Genomic DNA, 18,109 nt, shown 5'->3' on the forward strand with positions numbered 1-18,109 from the left:
TATCGGGTCGTTCGCCTGTTCCGAATGCTTCCCGACCGTCTCGCGGCGATCCCGTCACGGTCAGTTTCCAAGTCGTCAGACAGCCCACTGCTTCAGCCCGCGATCCCGGCCGCCTGGCCCGGACCCGCAGGTCAGGCGAAAACGAACCTGCTTCCTCGCTTCCGATATCGGCCCGGCAACCCCAGAGTGCGGTCGCCCGCCCTTGGCCATACGATGCAGCATGACGAGAGGTAGCCTGTCCGGGCTCTGAACGCATCCACAGGGCGTCATCGTCTCGCCTCCTGTCTTTCCTCACGGCGCACTGCCGCCCGGCTTCCACGAGCGAATTCTGAACACACCGATGAATCTTACCGAACTCAAGCAAAAGCCAGTGCCGGAGCTTCTGGAGATTGCCCGCGAGATGGGCATCGACAACCTGGCGCGTTCCCGCAAGCAGGACATTATCTTCGCCATCCTCAAGAAGCACGCCAAGAGTGGCGAGCCGATCTTCGGCGATGGCGTGCTGGAGATCCTGCAGGATGGCTTCGGTTTCCTGCGCAGCGCCGACAGCTCCTACCTGGCCGGCCCCGACGATATCTACGTCTCGCCCTCTCAGATCCGGCGCTTCAACCTGCGCAAGGGTGACTCCATCTCCGGCAAGATTCGCCCGCCGAAGGAAGGCGAGCGCTACTTCGCGCTGCTCAAGGTCAGCGAGATCAACTTCGACAAGCCGGAGAACGCGAAGCACAAGATCCTGTTCGAGAACCTCACGCCGCTGTTTCCCCAGGAGCGGCTGCGGATGGAGATCGGCAATGGCTCCACCGAGGATCTCACCGCGCGGATCATTGATCTCACCGCCCCCATCGGCAAGGGCCAGCGTGGCCTGCTGGTCTCCCCGCCCAAGGCGGGCAAGACCCTGATGCTGCAAAACATCGCCACCTCGATCACCCGCAACAACCCCGAGTGCCACCTGATCGTGCTGCTGATCGACGAGCGCCCGGAGGAAGTGACCGAGATGTCGCGCACGGTGCGCGGCGAGGTGGTGGCCTCGACCTTCGACGAGCCGCCGGCGCGCCACGTGCAGGTTGCCGAGATGGTGATCGAGAAGGCCAAGCGCCTGGTGGAGCACAAGAAGGATGTGGTGATCCTGCTCGACTCCATCACCCGCCTGGCGCGGGCCTACAACACCGTGGTGCCGAGCTCCGGCAAGGTGCTCACCGGCGGTGTCGACGCCCATGCCCTGGAGAAGCCCAAGCGCTTCTTCGGTGCGGCGCGCAACATCGAGGAGGGCGGCAGCCTGACGATCATCGCCACGGCGCTGGTCGACACCGGCTCCAAGATGGACGAGGTGATCTTCGAGGAGTTCAAGGGCACCGGTAACATGGAGGCGCATCTGGACCGCAAGCTGGCCGAGCGCCGCGTCTACCCGGCGATGAATATCCGCCGTTCGGGCACTCGGCGCGAGGATTTGCTGGCCTCCGAGGAGGAGATGCAGCGCATGTGGATCCTGCGCAAGCTGCTCAACCCCATGGAGGATACGGCGGCCACCGAGTTCCTGATCGACCGCCTGAAGGACACCAAGACCAACCTCGAGTTCTTCGAGGCGATGAAGCGCCGCTAGTCGGTATCGGGCAGTGAGCGAAGGGGCGGCATGCTATGCTGCCCCTTTCGTCATTCTGGAACCGGGAAATCCGAATGAAGTACAAGGACCTGCGCGAGTTCATCGCGGTGCTCGAGGCCCAGGGCGAACTCAAGCGCATCACCGCCGAGGTCGACCCCTACCTCGAGATCACCGAGATCTGCGACCGCACCCTGCGCGCCGGAGGGCCGGCGCTGCTGTTCGAGAACGTCAAGGGCCACACCATGCCGCTGCTCGGCAACCTCTTCGGCACGCCGCAGCGGGTGGCCATGGGCATGGGCCAGGACTCGGTCGCGGCACTGCGCGAGGTGGGGGAACTGCTCGCCTTCCTCAAGGAGCCCGAGCCGCCCAAGGGGTTCCGCGACGCCTGGAGCAAGCTGCCGATCTTCAAGCAGGTGATGAGCATGGGGCCGAAGACGGTGCGCTCGGCGCCGGTGCAGGCTCTCGCCTACGAGGGGGAGGAGGTCGACCTCGACCGCCTGCCGATCCAGCACTGCTGGCCGGGTGACGCCGCGCCGCTGGTCACCTGGCCGCTGGTAATCACCAAAGGGCCGCACAAGAGCCGCCAGAACCTGGGGATCTACCGCCAGCAGAAGCTCGGCAGGAACCGCCTGATCATGCGCTGGCTCTCCCATCGCGGCGGCGCCCTGGACTTCCAGGAGTTCCAGAAGGCCCACCCCGGCGAGCCCTTCCCGGTGGCGGTGGCGCTGGGCGCTGACCCGGCCACCATCCTCGGCGCGGTGACCCCGGTGCCCGACAGCCTCTCCGAGTACGCCTTCGCCGGGCTCCTGAGAGGCTCGCGCACCGAGCTTGTCAGCTGCGGCCATGCCGACCTCCAGGTGCCGGCCTCGGCGGAGATCATCCTCGAGGGATTCATCTATCCCGACGACATGGCTCCGGAGGGCCCCTACGGCGACCATACCGGCTACTACAACGAGGTCGAGCGGTTCCCGGTGTTCACGGTGACGCGCATGACCATGCGCGAGGATGCCATCTACCACTCCACCTACACCGGCCGCCCGCCCGACGAGCCGGCGATCCTGGGGCTCGCCCTCAACGAGGTGTTCGTGCCCATCCTGCGTCGCCAGTTCCCCGAGATCGTCGACTTCTACCTGCCGCCGGAGGGGTGCTCCTACCGCATGGCGGTGGTGACCATGAAGAAGCAGTACCCGGGCCACGCCAAGCGGGTGATGATGGGCGTGTGGAGCTTCCTGCGCCAGTTCATGTACACCAAGTTCGTGGTGGTGCTCGACGACGACGTCTGTGCCCGGGACTGGAAGGACGTGATCTGGGCCATCACCACGCGCATGGACCCCGCCCGGGATACCGTGATGGTGGAGAACACCCCCATCGACTACCTGGATTTCGCCTCCCCCGTGGCCGGCCTCGGCTCCAAGATGGGCCTGGATGCCACCAGCAAGTGGCCCGGCGAGACCGACCGCGAGTGGGGCACGCCCATCGTCATGGACGAGGCCGTCAAGGCCCGCGTCAGCGAGCGCTGGAACGAGCTGGGCATCGATCTCCCCGACACACACCCTGACAACGCATGAGGCACGCATGACGCCAAGGACCCTGACCTGCCTGGTCACCGAGGTCGAGGACCTCACCCCGGACGTCTTCCGCGTCCAGCTGGAGGGCCGGCCCGAGGCCGTGGCCCATGATCCCGGCCAGTACCTGGAGCTCAAGCTCGACGACGAGACCTGGGTGCCGTTCTCCATCGCCAATGCCCACGGCGGCGATGGCGGGATCGAGCTGCACATCCAGCACTGGCCCGAGCGGGAGAACTCCGCCCGGCTGCGCGAGCTGATGCAGGTGGCCGAGCGCTTGACCCTGCGCCTGCCCGGCGGTGACTGCATCCTCGACCCCGACAGTACGCGTCCGCTGCTGCTGGTCGCCGCGGGGACCGGCTTTTCCCAGATGAAGGCGATCGTCGAGGCGGCGCTGCACGACGATCCAGAGCGCGAGATCGACCTCTGGTGGGCGGCCCGCGAGCGTCGCGACCTCTACCTGGAGCGCCTGCCCCGGGAGTGGGCGGAGGGCCATGCCAATGTCCGCTTCCATGCCGTGACCGAGGTCGCGCCCGAGGAAGCCATGGCAGGGGAGCGGGTCATCGGCCACCGCGGCCGCATCGACCATGCCCTGGCCGTGAGCCTCGATGACGTCTCGGGGCATGACGTCTATATCTCCGGCTCGCCGGGCATGGTCTACGCCTGCGTGGACGTGCTGGCCTCGCTGGGCCTCGAGGCCTCGCGGGTCTTCTCGGATGTCTTCGCCTATGCGCCGCGGGACCCCATCGTGCCCACCGCGGGCAGCCTGGTGAGGGAGGGGCGGCCATGAGCGCCTCGCCGATCCTGATCACCGGCGGCGCCCAGCGCCTGGGCCGCCACTGTGCCGAGCGCCTGCGTGACGACGGCCACCCGGTGATCATCAGCTATCGCCGCGAGCGCCCCGAACTGGACGCGCTGCGCGAGCGGGGCATCGTCACCCTCTCGGCCGACTTCGCGACGGAGGCGGGCATCCTCGACTTTCTCGCGCGACTCCAGGCCGAGACGACATCGCTGCGGGCCATCGTCCACAACGCCAGCGACTGGGCGCCGGACTCCAGCGGCCCTGAGGCGGGGGCCACCTTCGAGCGGCTGTTCCGCATCCACATGCTCGCGCCCTACCTGATCAACCTGCACGCCCGGGCGCTGCTCGAGGCCTGCAGCGAGCCCCAGCGCGACATCGTGCACATGACCGACTACGTGGTGCAGAAGGGCTCAAGAAAACACGCCGCCTATGCCGCCACCAAGGCGGGGCTGGACAACCTGACGCTGTCGTTCGCCGCCATGTACGCCCCGACGATCCAGGTCAATGCCATCGCCCCGGCGCTGATCATGCTGGGCGAGGGCGATGACGAGGCCTACGCCGAGAAGGCCCGCGCCAAGTCCGCCATGGAGATGATCCCTGGCCCCGGCGTGATCTACCAGAGCCTGCGCTACCTGCTCGACAACCGCTACGTCACCGGCGTGACCCTGCCGGTGGACGGCGGGCGCCACCTGCGCTGAGCCTGCGACCATCGGTGCCGTGCCGGATGCTGCCATCTTCGCTAGAATGCGGCCCTACCCTGACACGATACGAGGAGCGACACATGGCGGGACACGACACGAACTTCAAAGACGACAGCGGCCTGCTGTCCGTGGTGCTCGGCCTGGTGGTGCTGGTGGCCATGAGCTGCCTGCCGGCCACCATCGGCTGGTACCAGCTGTTCGCCGGCTGAGCGGACGACCCTTGCCAGCCATGCCGCAATGCGGCAGGATGAGACGAGACCTCAGGAGCGACCCATGTCCATGACCCGCCGTGCCCAGCCCGAACTTTGCGTTGCCCGCAGTGGCAGCGTGGCGTTCGTGGTGCGCGGCGACTGGTATGGCTATTGGTTTATTCCCGGGGTGCCCGTGGCCATGTCCTGAGCGCAAGACGCGACATCGCCGGGAGGCACCCCCCATCAGGGCCGCCTCCGCCAGAACCCCCGGACGGCTGCCCCGCCCGGGGGTTCTGCGTTTCACGGCCCCGACCACACAATTGACATCCAGGAGAGAGACCATGACCGCACCCATCGCCATCCGCCAGACCCCGGGCTTCGCGGGCTATTACGGCTATTGGCGATTTAGCGAGCTGCGGTCGGCTCACCCCGCCACGCCCGGCCGTAGCGAGATCGGTGGCACCCGACCGACACGATGTATGACCGCTATCCGGAGTTGATGACGCCATGAACGCTTCCCTTGCCGCCGCCCCCCTGACCGAGCCCCTGCACTCTGCCGCCAACCCGGCCCGGCCGCTGCCCACTCCCGGGGAGCTGCGCCGCGAGCTGCCGCTTTCATCGAAACTGGCGGCCCGCATCGACGCCCAGCGCCGAGCCATCCACGAGATCCTCGCCGGCCACGATGACCGCCTGCTGGTGGTGGTCGGCCCCTGCTCCATCCACGATCCCGAGGCGGCCCTGGAGTACGCTCGCCGCCTGGCCGCGCTGGCGCCACGGGTGGAGGACCGGCTGCTCCTGGTGATGCGCGTCTACGTCGAGAAGCCGCGCACCACCGTGGGCTGGAAGGGGCTGGCCTACGACCCCGACCTCGATGGCAGTGGCGATATGGCCCGCGGCCTGGAGGTATCACGGCGGCTGATGCGCGAGGTGGCCGAGCTGGGGCTGCCGGTGGCCACCGAGCTGCTGCAGCCGATGCTGGCACCTTATCTCGAAGACCTGCTCTCCTGGGTGGCCATCGGCGCCCGTACCACCGAGTCGCAGCCGCACCGCGAGCTGGCCAGCGGCCTCGATGCCGCGGTGGGCTTCAAGAACGCCACCGGCGGTGACATCGGCGTGGCGCTGGATGCCATGCGCGCCGCGGCGCATTCGCACGGCCACTTCGGGCTGGATGAAGCAGGGCGCCCGGTGATCCGCGAGACCGCGGGCAACCCGCACACCCAGTTGGTGCTGCGCGGCGGTCACGGCGAGCCCAACTACCAGGCCCCCCACGTTCAGGCGGCGCGCCGCGCCCTGGAGGAGGCCGGCCTGTCGCCGCGGCTGATGGTCGACTGCAGCCACGCCAACGCGCGCAAGGACCATCGCCGCCAGAGCGAGGTGCTGCTCGATGTGCTGGCCCAGCGCCAGGCCGGCGAGACGGCGCTGGCGGGGCTGATGCTGGAGAGCCATCTCCACGAGGGCAAGCAGGCGCTTGCGCCCGGTCGGCTGCGCCCTGGGGTCTCGGTCACCGACGCCTGCATCGGCTGGGAGACCACCGAACACCTGCTGCTCACGGCCGCCGAGCGTCTGCGTTAGCCCTGTACCCTGGGTGGTGATGTCGGGATAATGCCGTCGATTGCCGATTCGCCACCCAGGAGAGCGCCATGCCGTTCCAGTTCGAGGACCACGACCCCGAGACCTATCGCCGCAAGGGGCGTTTCATCAGCCTGGCCATGGCCGGCCAGCTGATCGTCTTCGGGCTGGTTTTTGTCCAGCTGCTGCAGGCCGCCTTCGAGGGCGGTTTCTGGCTCAACGTGCTGGGCGTGCTGCTGGGGCTGGTCGCGACCAGCCTGGTGTTCGCGGTGCTGCGCGAGCGCCCCTGGATGGTCGAGGTACGCTATGTCTGGCAGCTCAAGCACCAACTGTCCCGGGTCAGCGGCTACCTGCCGGCACTGCGCCGTGGCATGGCGGAGGGCAATGACACGGCGCTGGCGGTGCTCGCCTTCTACCACCAGGGCATGGCCCAGCTCGCCGAGCTCAACGGCCGCACCCTGGACGACGATGCCGAGTTGCTCGCCGAGCGCGAGGTGGTGCAAGCCGCCCGTCGCGAGCGCGGCCTGCCCGAGCGCGTCTCCGGGCTCGACCCCCACGACCTGGATGCGTTCCGCAAGGGCTGAGTCACGCCCTGGCGGCGTAGGCGAAGAGCAGGGTCTCCTGGGCGCTGATCGGGGCCGCGCCGCCGGGCTGCTGCTTGACGTAGAGGCCGTCGCTGCGCAGTAGCCAGCTCTGGCAGTTGTCCACCAGGTAGGTCTCGAGGTCCTTGCGGACCCGGGCGGCCAGCTTCCTGTCGAGAAGCGGGAAGCAGGTCTCCACCCGATGGAACATGTTGCGTGCCATGAAGTCGGCACTGGAGCCCCAGGTCTCCGGCTTGCCGTCGTTGTGGAAATGGAACACCCGGGTGTGCTCCAGGAAGCGGCCGATGATCGAGCGCACGCGGATGTTCTCCGAGATGCCGGGAATGCCCGGGCGCAGGCAGCACATGCCGCGGATGATCAGGTCGCACTCCACGCCGGCCCGCGAGGCCCGGTAGAGCGCCTGGATCAGCTTGGGCTCGGTGAGCGAGTTGCACTTGATGATCAGGTGGGCGCGTTTGCCCTTGCGGGCATGCTCGGCCTCGCGGTCGATCCTGGCCACCATCTGTTCGTGCAGGGTGAAAGGGGCATGCAGCAGCTGCTCGATATGCCGGGCACGGCCCATGCCCGAGAGCTGCTGGAAGACCTTGTGCACGTCCGCGCACAGCACCGGGTCGGCGGTCAGCAGGCTGTAGTCGGTGTAGAGCTTGGCGGTGCGCGAATGGTAGTTGCCGGTGCCCAGATGGGCGTAGTGGCGCAGCTTGCCCCGTTCTCGGCGCACGATGTGCATCATCTTGGCGTGGGTCTTGTAGGCCATCACCCCGTAGATGACGATGGCCCCGGCCTCCTGCAGGCGCGAGGCCAGGGCCAGGTTGTCGGCCTCGTCGAAGCGTGCCCGCAGCTCGATCACTACCGTGACCTCCTTGCCGTTGCCGGCGGCCTCGACCAGGGCGTTGACGATGGGCGAGTCGGCGCCGGTGCGGTAGAGGGTCTGCTTGATGGCCAGCACGTCCGGGTCCCGGGCGGCCTCTCCGAGCATCTCCTCCACCGGGGAGAAGGACTGGAAGGGGTGGTGGAGCAGGATGTCGCCATCGGTGATCGCGGCCAGCACGCTGTCGGCCTTGCGCAGTGCCTTGGGGAGCCCGGGGGTAAAGGGGCGGTAGAGCAGCTCGGGACGTTCCACGTCGTCAAGCACCGACATCATGCGGGTCAGGTTCACCGGGCCGCTGACCCGGAAGAGGTCCGCCTCCTCGAGCTGGAACTGCCTGAGCAGGAACTCGGCCAGCTCGTCGGGGCAGTTGTCGGCCACCTCCAGGCGGACCCCGCTGCCGTAGCGCCGCGACAGCAGCTCGCCGCGCAGCGCCGAGGCGAGGTCGGAGACCTCCTCGGGGTCCATGGAGAGGTCGGCATTGCGGGTCAGCCTGAACTGGTAGCAGCCGAGCACCGCCATGCCGGGAAAGACTTCCTCGGCATGGGCATGGATCATCGAGGAGAGGAAGACATACTCGCTGAAGTCCGCCTCGCAGAGCGCCTCGGGCAGGGCGATCACCCGCGGCAGCGAGCGCGGTGCCGGCAGGATGGCCAGGCCCCCCTCGCGGCCGAAGGCATCCTTGCCCTCCAGCTGGACGATAAAGTTGAGGCTCTTGTTGACCAGCCGCGGGAAGGGGTGGGACGGGTCCAGGCCGATGGGGCTGATCACCGGCATGATCTCGGTCTCGAAGTAGTCGCGCACCCAGGCTTGCTGGGCCTCGGACCAGTCTCCGCGGCGGCGGAAGCGCAGCCGCTGTGCTTCCAGGGCGGGGATCAGGACCTCGTTGAGGATCTGGTACTGGCGCGCCACCTGTTCATGGGCGATCTGGGAGATCTCGGCCAGCACCGAGCGGGGCGAGCGGCCGTCGGCGCCGGTGGAATCATCGCCGAGCAGGACCTGACTCTTGAGGCCGGCTACCCGGATCTCGTAGAACTCGTCCATGTTGGACGAAAAGATCAGCAGGAACATCAGCCGGTTGAGCAGCGGATGGGCCTCGTCCAGGGCCTGTTCCAGCACCCGGACGTTGAACTGCAGGTGGGAGAGCTCGCGGTTGAAGTAGAGCCCGGGGTCGGCCAGGTCCGCCTCCGGGTCCGGCAGCGCCTTGGGCTTGATGCCGGTGCGGGTATGGTTCAGCCGCGGGGCGGGTGGCTCGGGAGGCTCGCCGCTCCGGCGTGGGGTGGGCAGGTCGGGCTGCCGGTCGGGACCGCGTGTCTCTTCCATGGGATCTCCCTGTCGTCGGGCGGAAGGGTGCTGTCCCTCCCGTCGTCTATGTCGTCGCGAGCAGCCGGGCCGCCCGCTTGGCGAAGTAGGTCAGCACGCCGTCCGCACCGGCGCGCTTGAAGCAGAGCAGCGATTCGAGGATCACCGCATCCGCCTCCAGCCAGCCGTTCTCGAAGGCGGCCATGTGCATGGCGTACTCGCCGCTCACCTGGTAGGCGAAGGTGGGCACCTTGAGCTCGTCCTTCACCCGGCGCACCACATCCAGGTAGGGCATGCCGGGCTTGATCATCACCATGTCGGCCCCCTCGGCCAGATCCAGGGCCACCTCGTGTAGCGCCTCGTCGCCGTTGCCCGGGTCCATCTGGTAGGTGGTCTTGTCGGCGCGGCCCAGGTTGCCGGCGGAACCCACGGCGTCGCGGAAGGGGCCGTAGTAGCGCGAGGCGTACTTGGCGCTATAGGCCATGATCCGGGTGTTGACCAGCTGCTCCTGCTCCAGCACCTGGCGGATCGAGCCGATGCGCCCGTCCATCATGTCCGAGGGCGCCACCACGTCGGCACCCGCCTCGGCGTGGGAGAGTGCCTGCTTGAGCAGGGTCTCCACGGTGCGGTCATTGTGGACGTAGCCCGCATCGTCGAGGATGCCGTCCTGACCGTGGCTGGTGTAGGGGTCGAGCGCCACGTCGGTGATGATGCCGAGTCCGGGGATCGCCTCCTTGAGGGCGCGCACGCTGCGCTGGACGAGGCCCGAGGCGTTGTAGGCCTCCTCGGCGAGTTCGCTCTTCAGCTCCGTGCCCACCACCGGGAACAGGGCGATGGCCGGGATGCCGAGCGCAAAGGCCTCGCGGGCCTCCTCGATCAGCAGGTCGAGCGAGAGCCGCTCGACGCCCGGCATGGAGGGCACCGCCTCGCGCTGGCCCTCGCCCTCGAGCACGAACACCGGCCAGATCAGGTCGGCCGCGGTCAGGGTGTGCTCGCGCATCAGGCGGCGCGAGAAGTCGTCGCGGCGCATGCGGCGCAGGCGCGAGGTCGGGAACTGGCGTGTGGTCATGAAGCTCAAGGCGTCTCTCCGGATATGGGGATCGGGACCGCCGTCGCGTCATTGTGGCGATGCAGGATGACGGATTGATGACAGCGGCAGTCGAATGTCTCGAGTATATCAGTGTCGTCCGGCGTCGAAAGCCGCGCCTTGTCGCACCCGGGCCGACTCTCTAAAGTGAAGGCTTCAGAATTTCAGGGCCTGGCTTCGCCGGGCGCCTACCTTCAAGGAGAAAGGCATGAGCAAACAGGTGGCGGTCATCCTCTCGGGATGCGGGGTACAGGACGGTGCCGAGATCTACGAGACCACCCTGACCCTGCTGCGCCTCGACCAGCTGGGTCTGGGCTATCGCTGCTTCGCCCCCGATATCGAGCAGCATCATGTCGTCGACCATCGTCGCGGCGAGGTGGCCGAGGGTGAGCGTCGCAACGTGCTGACGGAGTCGGCACGCCTGGCCCGCGGCGATATCTCGCCTCTCGACGAGCTCGAGGCCGACGACTTCGACGCGGTCATCCTCCCCGGCGGCTTCGGTGTCGCCAAGAACCTCTCGAACTACGCCGAGGCAGGGGATGGCATGCAGGTGCTCGACGAGCTCAGCGAGGCGCTGTCCGGCTTCCATGAGGCGCGCAAGCCGATCGGCCTGATGTGCATCAGCCCGGTGCTGGTGCCGCGCCTGCTCGGCCCCGGCATCTCCGTGACCGTGGGGCATGACCCGGGCGTCTCCGGGGCGATCAGCGCCATGGGCGGCCTGCACCGCAGCTGCGGGGTCGAGGACATCGTGGTGGATTTCGAGAACCGCGTGGTGACCACCCCGGCCTACATGCTGGCCACGCGCATCAGCGAGGCGGCCACCGGCATCTTCAAGCTGGTCGACCGCGTCGACGAGCTGATGGACTTGTAAGCTTCAAGCGCCGAGCTATAAGCAAGCCCCGAAGGCCGAGACCTTCGGGGCTTGCTTTTGCGGGGTTGGATCTTGGTCGGGTCTTATCCTGCTGGTCGCTTGGTCGCTTGGTCGCTTGGTCGCTTGGTCGCTTGGTCGCTTGGTCGCTTGGTCGCTTGGTCGCTTGGTCGCTTGGCCGCTTGGCGCTATTGCTCCTCGTCCTCTTCGTCCTTCTCCCGCTTGCGGCGCACCAGGCGGCCGAACAGCAGGCCGACCTCGTAGAGCAGGTACATCGGCACCGCCAGCAGGCTCTGGGAGACCACGTCCGGCGGGGTGAGCAGCATGCCGATGACGAAGCAGCCGAGCACCACGTAGGGACGCTTCTTCGACAGGCTCTCCACCGTGGTGGCGCCCGAGAGGATCAGCAGGAAGGTGGCGATGGGGATCTCGAAAGCCACCCCGAAGGCGAAGAACAGCTTGAGGACGAAGTTCAGGTACTGATTGATATCGGTCATCACCGCGACGTTCTCCGGCCCGGTCTGGGTGAAGAACTGGAACAGCAGCGGGAAGACCACGTAGTAGGCGAAGGCGGCGCCGCCATAGAACAGCGCCACGCTGGAGGCCAGGATCGGCAGCGCCAGCGCCTTCTCGTTGTCGTAGAGCCCCGGGGCCACGAAGGCCCAGGCCTGGTGCAGCACATAGGGAATGGCGGCGAACACCGCCACCACCAGGGTCAGCTTGAAGGGGGCCAGGAAGGGCGAGGCCACCTCGGTGGCGATCATCTGCGAGCCTTCGGGCAGCAGCGCCATCAGCGGCTGGGCGACGAAGGAGTAGATGTCGTTGGCAAAGGCATAGAGGCCCAGGAAGATCACCAGGATCGCGATCACCGCGCGCATCAGTCGTGAGCGCAGCTCGATCAGGTGCTCGATCAGTGGGGCCTGGTTCTGCTCCTTGGGGTCACCGGTCTTGCTCATCGGGGGGCAGAATCCTTGTCGGCGGTGGAGGCATCGGCGGGGCGCTGGGCATCATCGCCCTCGCTGCCCGTGCGGGCCCTGGCGAGGGCGTCGTCGAGACGCTTCTCGGGGGGGGCGGTCGGCGGGGCCTCACCGGCATCGTCAGTCGTCGAGGCCGACTCGCGCTTGCCGCTCTCCTCCTCGGCGATGCTCTCCACGCCGCGCTTGACCTGCTGGACGCCCTCGTCGAGCTTCTTCTGCTGCTCATTGAGCTTCTGGCGCAGCTCCTCCGCCTCGAGCTGGGCACTGATCTCGCGCTGCATGCTCGAGACGCTGCGCTTGATCTTGCCGATCCACAGCCCCAGGGTGCGCGCCGCCTTGGGCAGGCGCTCGGGTCCCAGCACCAGCAGGCCCACCACGCCGATGAGCATCAGTTCGAGAAAGCCCATATCGAACATGGCGGGTTACTTGCGCTCTTCCTGGTGCTCTTCTTGGTCGTGGGCCTTCTTCTCGGCCTTGACGTCGTAGGTGTTGACCTCCTCGTCATGGCTGACACGGGCCTGGGGGTCGTCCGCCTTCTCGCCCTCGTCCTTCTCCTTCTCCTTCTCCTCCTCGTGCATGGCCTTCTTGAAGCCCTTCACGGCGCCGCCCAGGTCGCCGCCGACATTGCGCAGCTTCTTGGTGCCGAAGATCAGGATGATGATGCCGAGAACGATCAGCAGCTGCCAGATACTGATACCACCTAACATAATTGCTTCCTCAGGTTGGGGCTCCGGGAGGTCCCGGAAGGGCCAGTTGACGCTAGGGTTGCCGTGCGGCCTTCTCGTCGTGTCCGGAGACGCCGAAGCGGCGGGCTAGCTCATCCAGGACCATGCGGTGGTCGAGGCCCAGGTGCGAGAGCATTACCAGGCTATGAAACCACAGGTCGGCCGTTTCGGCGATCAACGCTTGACGTGCCGGTTCGTCGCCATGCTCGGCGTCCTTGGCGGCCAGCAGGGTCTCGGTGGCTTCCTCGCCGACCTTCTCGAGTATCTTGTTCAGTCCCTTGTGATGCAAGGCCGCCACATAGGAATCCTGTGGCTCCGCGCGGCGGCGTTCTTCGAGCACAACGTGAAGGCGGTCGAGGATATCGCTCATGGGTCAAGGTTCCGTTGCAGTGGGTGGAAGGATGGGGCGGGCCCTCAGTGCCAGGCCAGCAGCAGCACGCCGAGGGCGGCGGCGGCCAGGGCCGGCCAGGGCTGGCCCGCGGCCCACTCGCTCAGCGGCTGCCAGGCGAGTGCGGCGGCCAGCAGCAGCAGGCCCAGGCGCAGCCGTCGCTGGCTCCTGCCCCGCTGGCTCAGCGCTCGGGAGATCCCGCCCATGGCGTCGACCTGGCGGCGCCGCTGGCGGTGCTCCAGCTCGGTGCGGGCGAGGACCTGATGGGCGAGCACCGGCAGCTCGGGCAGCTGGCGAGAGAGCTCCGGGGCCTGCCGCTTGAGCGACTCCCAGAGGCCGCTGGCGCCGGCGCGCTCCTTCATCCAGCGCTCCAGGAAGGGCTTGGCGGTGCTCCACAGGTCTAGGTCGGGATAGAGCTGGCGGCCCAGCCCCTCGATGTTGAGCAGCGTCTTCTGCAGCAGCACCAGCTGGGGCTGCACCTCCATGTTGAAGCGTCGCGCGGTCTGGAACAGGCCCAGCAGCACCTGGCCAAAGGAGATGTCCTTGAGCGGCTTCTCGAGAATCGGCTCGCACACGGTGCGGATCGCCGCGGCGAACTCGTTGGCCCGGGTCTCCTCGCCCACCCAGCCCGACTCGATGTGCAGCGCCGCCACCTCGTAGTAGTCCTGGTGGAAGAAGGCCAGCAGGTTTCGCGCCAGGTAGTCCTGGTCCTCGCGGGTCAGGCTGCCGACGATGCCGCAGTCGATGGCGATGTACTGCGGGTCCAGGGGATGCTCGAAGGAGACGAAGATATTGCCCGGGTGCATGTCGGCATGGAAGAAGTTGTCGCGGAACACCTGGGTGAAGAAGATCTCCACGCCGCGCTCGGCCAGCTTCTTGAGGTCGGTGCCCTGGGCGAGCAACGCCGCGGTGTCGGCCACCGGGACCCCGTAGATGCGCTCCTGCACCATCACCCGGCGGTGGGTCAGCCCCCAGTGGATGGCCGGTACATAGAGCAGCGGCGAGCCCTTGAAGTTGCGCTTGAGTTGGGAGGTGTTGGCGGCCTCCTTGGTCAGGTCGAGCTCGTCGAAGAGCGTGGCCTCGTAGTCGCGGACCACCTCCACCGGGCGCAGCCGGCGGGCCTCGGGAATCCGTGCCAGCACGCTGGCGAAGCGATACATCAACGCCATGTCCTGGCGCATCACGCGCTCGATCCCCGGGCGGATGATCTTGACCACCACGGCCTCGCCCCCGTGCAGCCGGGCGGCATGCACCTGGGCCACGGAGGCCGAGGCCAGGGGCTCGGGCTCGAAGCCGGCGAAGGCATCCTCCAGCGACATCGCCAGCTCCTCCTCGACCAGCGCCATGGCCTGGTGGCCGGGAAAGGGCGGCACCTGGTCCTGGAGTCGCTGCAGCTCGTCGGCGATGTCCTCGGGCAGCAGGTCGCGGCGGGTCGAGAGCATCTGGCCGAACTTGACGAAGATCGGCCCCAGCGACTCCAGCGCCAGGCGCAGGCGCTCGCCGCGGGCGCGTTCGCCGATCGGCACCAGGCGCAGCGGCGAGAGCGTGAACAGGCCGCGCAGCCACCAGGGCATCCGCGCCAGCGGCAGCAGGGTGTCGAGCCGGTAGCGGGTGATCACCCAGACGATGCGCGCCAGCCGCAGGATCATGGGGTCGTCTCCGGCTCGGCCAGGCGGCGGCGCAGCCGTGCCAGGCGCGCCTCGAGGCGGTCAGTGGCGATCTCCATCTCGGTCAGGTGGTCGCGCAACGCCTCCAGCTGGTGGCGGCCCGGCAGCAGCCGTGCCTCCTCGAAGACATACTCGCCCACGTCGGCGCAGAACTCCTGGCGGGTGCGCACCCCCCAGCGAGAGAGGCTGCGCAGCCCCTCGGCCAGGCTATGGGCCGGGATGTCGCCGAGCCAGCGGGCGAGTTCCGCCTCCCAGTCCAGGTCGAGGTCGAGCAGCAGGTCGCGGGTCGCCTCCAGCAGGTGGGTGCGCCCCCGCACGGCGAGCTTGCCCTGGAACATCAGGCGCTCGACGGAGGCCCCGCCGAGCAGCTCGCCGAGGGTCTCGGCATCCAGCTCGACCACCGCGTCGAAGCCCTCTTCGGCGGTGTCGTCGGGGCGCAGCAGGTCGAGCCCGGCCGGGTGGAAGTGGATGGCCAGCGCCAGGGCGGGGCGCTCCAGGCGCAACAGGATGCGGTGGCCAGCCAGCCGGGCCAGGCGCGACGGCGCCGCCGGGTCGCGGGCGAGCAGGGCATTCAGGGTGCGTTCCAGGCCGGCCAGCAGGAGTAGGGGAGACAGCGCCATCATGCCCTCACAGCTTGATGCCGCGGTGCAGGGCGACGATGCCCCCGGTGAGGTTGGTGTACTCGACCCGCTCCAGCCCGGCCGCTTCCATCATCGCCTTGAGGGTCTCCTGGTCGGGGTGCATGCGGATCGACTCGGCCAGATAGCGGTAGCTGTCGGCGTCGCTTGCCACCAGTTCGCCGATCTTCGGCAGCAGGCGGAAGGAGTACTCATCGTAGGCCCTGGAGAACAGCGGGTTGCCAGGTTTGGAGAACTCCAGCACCAGCAGGCGGCCGCCGGGCTTGAGCACGCGGGTCATCGAGCGCAGCGCGGCGTCCTTGTCGGTGACGTTGCGCAGGCCGAAGGCGATGGTGATGCAGTCGAAGCTGTTGTCGGGGAAGGGCAGGCACTCGGCGTTGGCCTGGACATACTCGACGTTGCCGCCGACGCCCCTGTCGAGCAGCTTGTCGCGGCCGACCCGCAGCATGGACTCGTTGATGTCGGCCAGCACCACCCGCCCGCGGGGGCCCACCATGCGCGAGAACTTTGCCGTCAGGTCGCCGGTGCCGCCGGCGATGTCGAGCACGCTGTGGCCCGGGCGCACGCCGGAGCGCTCGATGGTCAGCCGCTTCCAGAGGCGATGGATGCCCATCGACATCAGGTCGTTCATGATGTCGTAGCGGGCCGCCACCGAGTGGAAGACATGGGCCACGCGTGAGGCCTTCTCCTCGACTGGGACTTCCTGATAGCCGAAGTGGGTGGTGTGCTTGTCACTGGCGCTCATGCCGTGGGCTCCCGAATCGCTGCGGTGGGGGAGGCCTGACGGCCTCGCAATGGGCGCCATTGTAGCCCTCCCCGCAGGCGATTGTCTTGACGCTGCCCCTACAGCTGCTTGATCTCGATGCTCAGGGGCTCCCGCGAGGCGCCGGCCTCCTCCAGCCGGCGCAGGTAGTCGGCCCAGTTGACCTCGCGCTTCTCGATCAAATCGTAGAGGTAGTCCCAGCTGAAGAGCCCGCTGTCGTGGCCGTCGTCGAAGTGCAGCTTGAGCGCGTAGCGGCCGGCCTGGGTGATGTTCTGCAGGCCGACGTGCTTCTTGCCCACCTGCAGGGTAGCGGTATCGGGGCCATGGCCGCGCACCTCGGCGGAGGGCGAGAAGACCCGCAGGTACTCCACCGGCAACCGGTAGCTCTCGCCGCTTGCGTAGGTGAGCTCGAGCTCGCGGTCCTTCCTGTGGTAGTGCACCTTGGTAGGTATCGGGGCGGACATGGCAAGGCTCCTAAAGAATATACCGCGACAGGTCCTCGTCCATCGCCAGCTCGCCGAGCTGGGAGTCGACGTAGGCGGCATCGATCGACAGCGGGCTGCCGAAGTCGCCGCCCAGGTAGGAAGCCTCCTCGAGCAGGCGCTCCATCACGGTGTGCAGGCGGCGGGCGCCGATGTTCTCGGTGCCCTCGTTGACCTTCCAGGCGATCTCGGCGATACGCGCGATGCCGTCCTCGGTGAAGGCGATCTCGAGCCCCTCGGTGGCCAGCAGCGCCTGGTACTGCTTGGTCAGTGCGGCGGAAGGCTCGGTGAGGATGCGCTTGAAGTCTTCCGGCGTCAGGGCGTTGAGCTCGACGCGGATCGGCAGCCGGCCCTGCAGCTCGGGGATCAGGTCCGAGGGGCGCGACAGGTGGAAGGCGCCGGAGGCGATGAACAGGATGTGGTCGGTGCGCACCATGCCGTGCTTGGTGGAGACCGTGGAGCCCTCGATCAGCGGCAGCAGGTCGCGCTGCACGCCTTCGCGGGAGACCTCGCCACCGCTGGACTGGCCGCTGCCCTTGCAGACCTTGTCGATCTCGTCGAGGAAGACGATGCCGTTCTGTTCCACCGCCTCGACGGCGCGGCTCTTGATGTCGTCCTCGTTGACCAGCTTGCTGGCCTCCTCGTCACGCAGCAGGCCGAAGGCGTCCTTCACCGCCACCCGGCGGGTCTCGCTCTTCTGCTTGCCCATGCCGGCGAACAGGTTCTGCAGCTGGCTGGTCATCTCCTCCATGCCCGGCGGGGTCATGATGTCGACGCCGGTGCCCTGGGGCGTGACCTCGATGTCGATCTCCTTGTCGTCGAGCTGTCCCTCGCGCAGCTTCTTGCGGAAGATCTGGCGGGTCGAGCTGTCCTGGCGCGGCTCGTCCTCCTGGCCACGGGGCGGCGGCAGCAGGGCGTCGAGGATGCGCTCCTCGGCGGCATCCTCCGCACGGTGGCCTACCTCGGCCTTGGCCTGCTCGCGCACCAGCTTGATGGCGGCCTCGGTCAGGTCACGGATGATCGACTCGACGTCGCGGCCCACATAGCCCACCTCGGTGAACTTGGTGGCCTCGACCTTGATGAAGGGCGCCCCGGCCAGCTTGGCCAGGCGGCGGGCGATCTCGGTCTTGCCCACGCCGGTGGGGCCGATCATCAGGATGTTCTTGGGCGTCACCTCCTGGCGCAGCTCGCCCTCGAGCTGCATGCGACGCCAGCGGTTGCGCAGGGCAACGGCCACGGCGCGCTTGGCGTCCTGCTGGCCGACGATGTACTGGTCCAGGGCGTGGACGATCTCGCGGGGGGTCATCCGAGTCATGA

20 protein-coding genes are annotated in these 18,109 nt (G+C 67.8%); 9 read left to right on the plus strand and 11 right to left on the minus strand.

All coding sequences use genetic code 11. The features are described from left to right. The first annotated feature begins 340 nt into the window (after window positions 1-340). From rho to M8009_RS04600, 8 genes are all read left to right on the plus strand, one after another. Entirely contained in the window at window positions 341-1,600 is a 1,260-nt protein-coding gene (rho, locus tag M8009_RS04575; protein WP_250059582.1) for a transcription termination factor Rho, read from the plus strand. A gap of 74 nt (window positions 1,601-1,674) precedes the next feature. Next, window positions 1,675-3,168 (plus strand): 4-hydroxy-3-polyprenylbenzoate decarboxylase, encoded by a 1,494-nt coding sequence (ubiD, locus tag M8009_RS04580; RefSeq protein WP_250059583.1) that lies wholly within the window; start codon window positions 1,675-1,677, stop codon window positions 3,166-3,168. Window positions 3,169-3,175: 7 nt separating this feature from the next. After that, complete coding sequence (locus M8009_RS04585) at window positions 3,176-3,955, plus strand: NAD(P)H-flavin reductase (RefSeq protein ID WP_250059584.1); 780 nt, start codon at window positions 3,176-3,178, stop codon at window positions 3,953-3,955. Further along, window positions 3,952-4,665, plus strand: a complete 714-nt coding sequence (folM, locus tag M8009_RS04590; protein ID WP_250059585.1) for a dihydromonapterin reductase — start codon at window positions 3,952-3,954, stop codon at window positions 4,663-4,665. Before M8009_RS04585 ends, folM begins: the two co-directional genes overlap by 4 nt. Window positions 4,666-4,748: 83 nt before the next feature. Continuing rightward, window positions 4,749-4,877, plus strand: a complete 129-nt coding sequence (locus M8009_RS19055; RefSeq protein WP_278031879.1) for a hypothetical protein — start codon at window positions 4,749-4,751, stop codon at window positions 4,875-4,877. A 64-nt stretch (window positions 4,878-4,941) separates the two neighbouring features. After that, window positions 4,942-5,067, plus strand: coding sequence for a hypothetical protein (locus M8009_RS19060; protein WP_284047719.1), 126 nt, complete (start codon window positions 4,942-4,944; stop codon window positions 5,065-5,067). 299 nt (window positions 5,068-5,366) lie between these two features. Further along, complete coding sequence (locus tag M8009_RS04595) at window positions 5,367-6,431, plus strand: 3-deoxy-7-phosphoheptulonate synthase (protein WP_250059586.1); 1,065 nt, start codon at window positions 5,367-5,369, stop codon at window positions 6,429-6,431. 68 nt (window positions 6,432-6,499) lie between these two features. Continuing rightward, window positions 6,500-7,012: a DUF3087 family protein gene (locus tag M8009_RS04600; RefSeq protein WP_250059587.1), complete on the plus strand. Its 513-nt coding sequence runs from the start codon at window positions 6,500-6,502 to the stop codon at window positions 7,010-7,012. Between the two features lies 1 nt (window position 7,013). Here M8009_RS04600 and ppk1 read toward each other — a convergent pair whose 3' ends face one another. Both ppk1 and hemB read right to left on the minus strand, forming a co-directional pair. Beyond that, window positions 7,014-9,218 (minus strand): polyphosphate kinase 1, encoded by a 2,205-nt coding sequence (ppk1, locus tag M8009_RS04605; protein WP_250059588.1) that lies wholly within the window; start codon window positions 9,216-9,218, stop codon window positions 7,014-7,016. Between the two features lie 46 nt (window positions 9,219-9,264). Further along, window positions 9,265-10,266 carry a porphobilinogen synthase gene (gene hemB / locus M8009_RS04610; protein ID WP_430886895.1) on the minus strand — a complete coding sequence of 334 codons (1,002 nt, stop codon included), beginning with the start codon at window positions 10,264-10,266 and terminating at the stop codon, window positions 9,265-9,267. A 226-nt stretch (window positions 10,267-10,492) separates the two neighbouring features. On the opposite strand from hemB, the gene elbB reads away from it, so the two are divergent. Beyond that, window positions 10,493-11,155 carry an isoprenoid biosynthesis glyoxalase ElbB gene (gene elbB, locus M8009_RS04615; RefSeq protein ID WP_250059590.1) on the plus strand — a complete coding sequence of 221 codons (663 nt, stop codon included), beginning with the start codon at window positions 10,493-10,495 and terminating at the stop codon, window positions 11,153-11,155. 185 nt (window positions 11,156-11,340) lie between these two features. Here elbB and tatC read toward each other — a convergent pair whose 3' ends face one another. The 9 genes from tatC to hslU form a co-directional block, all read right to left on the minus strand. Continuing rightward, the gene (gene tatC / locus M8009_RS04620; protein ID WP_250059591.1) at window positions 11,341-12,108 is read right to left on the minus strand and encodes a twin-arginine translocase subunit TatC; all 768 of its coding nucleotides are present in this window, start codon (window positions 12,106-12,108) and stop codon (window positions 11,341-11,343) included. Further along, a complete protein-coding gene (tatB, locus tag M8009_RS04625; RefSeq protein WP_250059592.1) occupies window positions 12,105-12,545 on the minus strand; it encodes a Sec-independent protein translocase protein TatB in 441 nt (146 codons plus the stop codon). The genes tatC and tatB overlap by 4 nt, the downstream gene beginning before the upstream one ends. 6 nt (window positions 12,546-12,551) lie before the next feature. Then, window positions 12,552-12,836, minus strand: a complete 285-nt coding sequence (tatA, locus tag M8009_RS04630; RefSeq protein ID WP_250059593.1) for a Sec-independent protein translocase subunit TatA — start codon at window positions 12,834-12,836, stop codon at window positions 12,552-12,554. A gap of 52 nt (window positions 12,837-12,888) precedes the next feature. Continuing rightward, entirely contained in the window at window positions 12,889-13,224 is a 336-nt protein-coding gene (locus M8009_RS04635; protein ID WP_250059594.1) for a phosphoribosyl-ATP diphosphatase, read from the minus strand. Between the two features lie 44 nt (window positions 13,225-13,268). Next, the gene (gene ubiB, locus M8009_RS04640) at window positions 13,269-14,891 is read right to left on the minus strand and encodes a ubiquinone biosynthesis regulatory protein kinase UbiB (RefSeq protein WP_250059595.1); all 1,623 of its coding nucleotides are present in this window, start codon (window positions 14,889-14,891) and stop codon (window positions 13,269-13,271) included. Then, entirely contained in the window at window positions 14,888-15,529 is a 642-nt protein-coding gene (locus M8009_RS04645; protein WP_250059596.1) for a ubiquinone biosynthesis accessory factor UbiJ, read from the minus strand. The genes ubiB and M8009_RS04645 overlap by 4 nt, the downstream gene beginning before the upstream one ends. A gap of 7 nt (window positions 15,530-15,536) precedes the next feature. Then, a complete protein-coding gene (gene ubiE / locus M8009_RS04650) occupies window positions 15,537-16,292 on the minus strand; it encodes a bifunctional demethylmenaquinone methyltransferase/2-methoxy-6-polyprenyl-1,4-benzoquinol methylase UbiE (RefSeq protein ID WP_250059597.1) in 756 nt (251 codons plus the stop codon). Window positions 16,293-16,390: 98 nt separating this feature from the next. After that, a complete protein-coding gene (locus M8009_RS04655; protein ID WP_250059598.1) occupies window positions 16,391-16,774 on the minus strand; it encodes a gamma-butyrobetaine hydroxylase family protein in 384 nt (127 codons plus the stop codon). A gap of 10 nt (window positions 16,775-16,784) precedes the next feature. Beyond that, on the minus strand, window positions 16,785-18,107 hold the full coding sequence (hslU, locus tag M8009_RS04660; protein WP_250059599.1) for an ATP-dependent protease ATPase subunit HslU: 1,323 nt from the start codon (window positions 18,105-18,107) through the stop codon (window positions 16,785-16,787). Window positions 18,108-18,109 lie beyond the last annotated feature (2 nt).

The organism is Halomonas gemina (assembly GCF_023554995.1).
GTDB lineage: Bacteria > Pseudomonadota > Gammaproteobacteria > Pseudomonadales > Halomonadaceae > Halomonas > Halomonas gemina.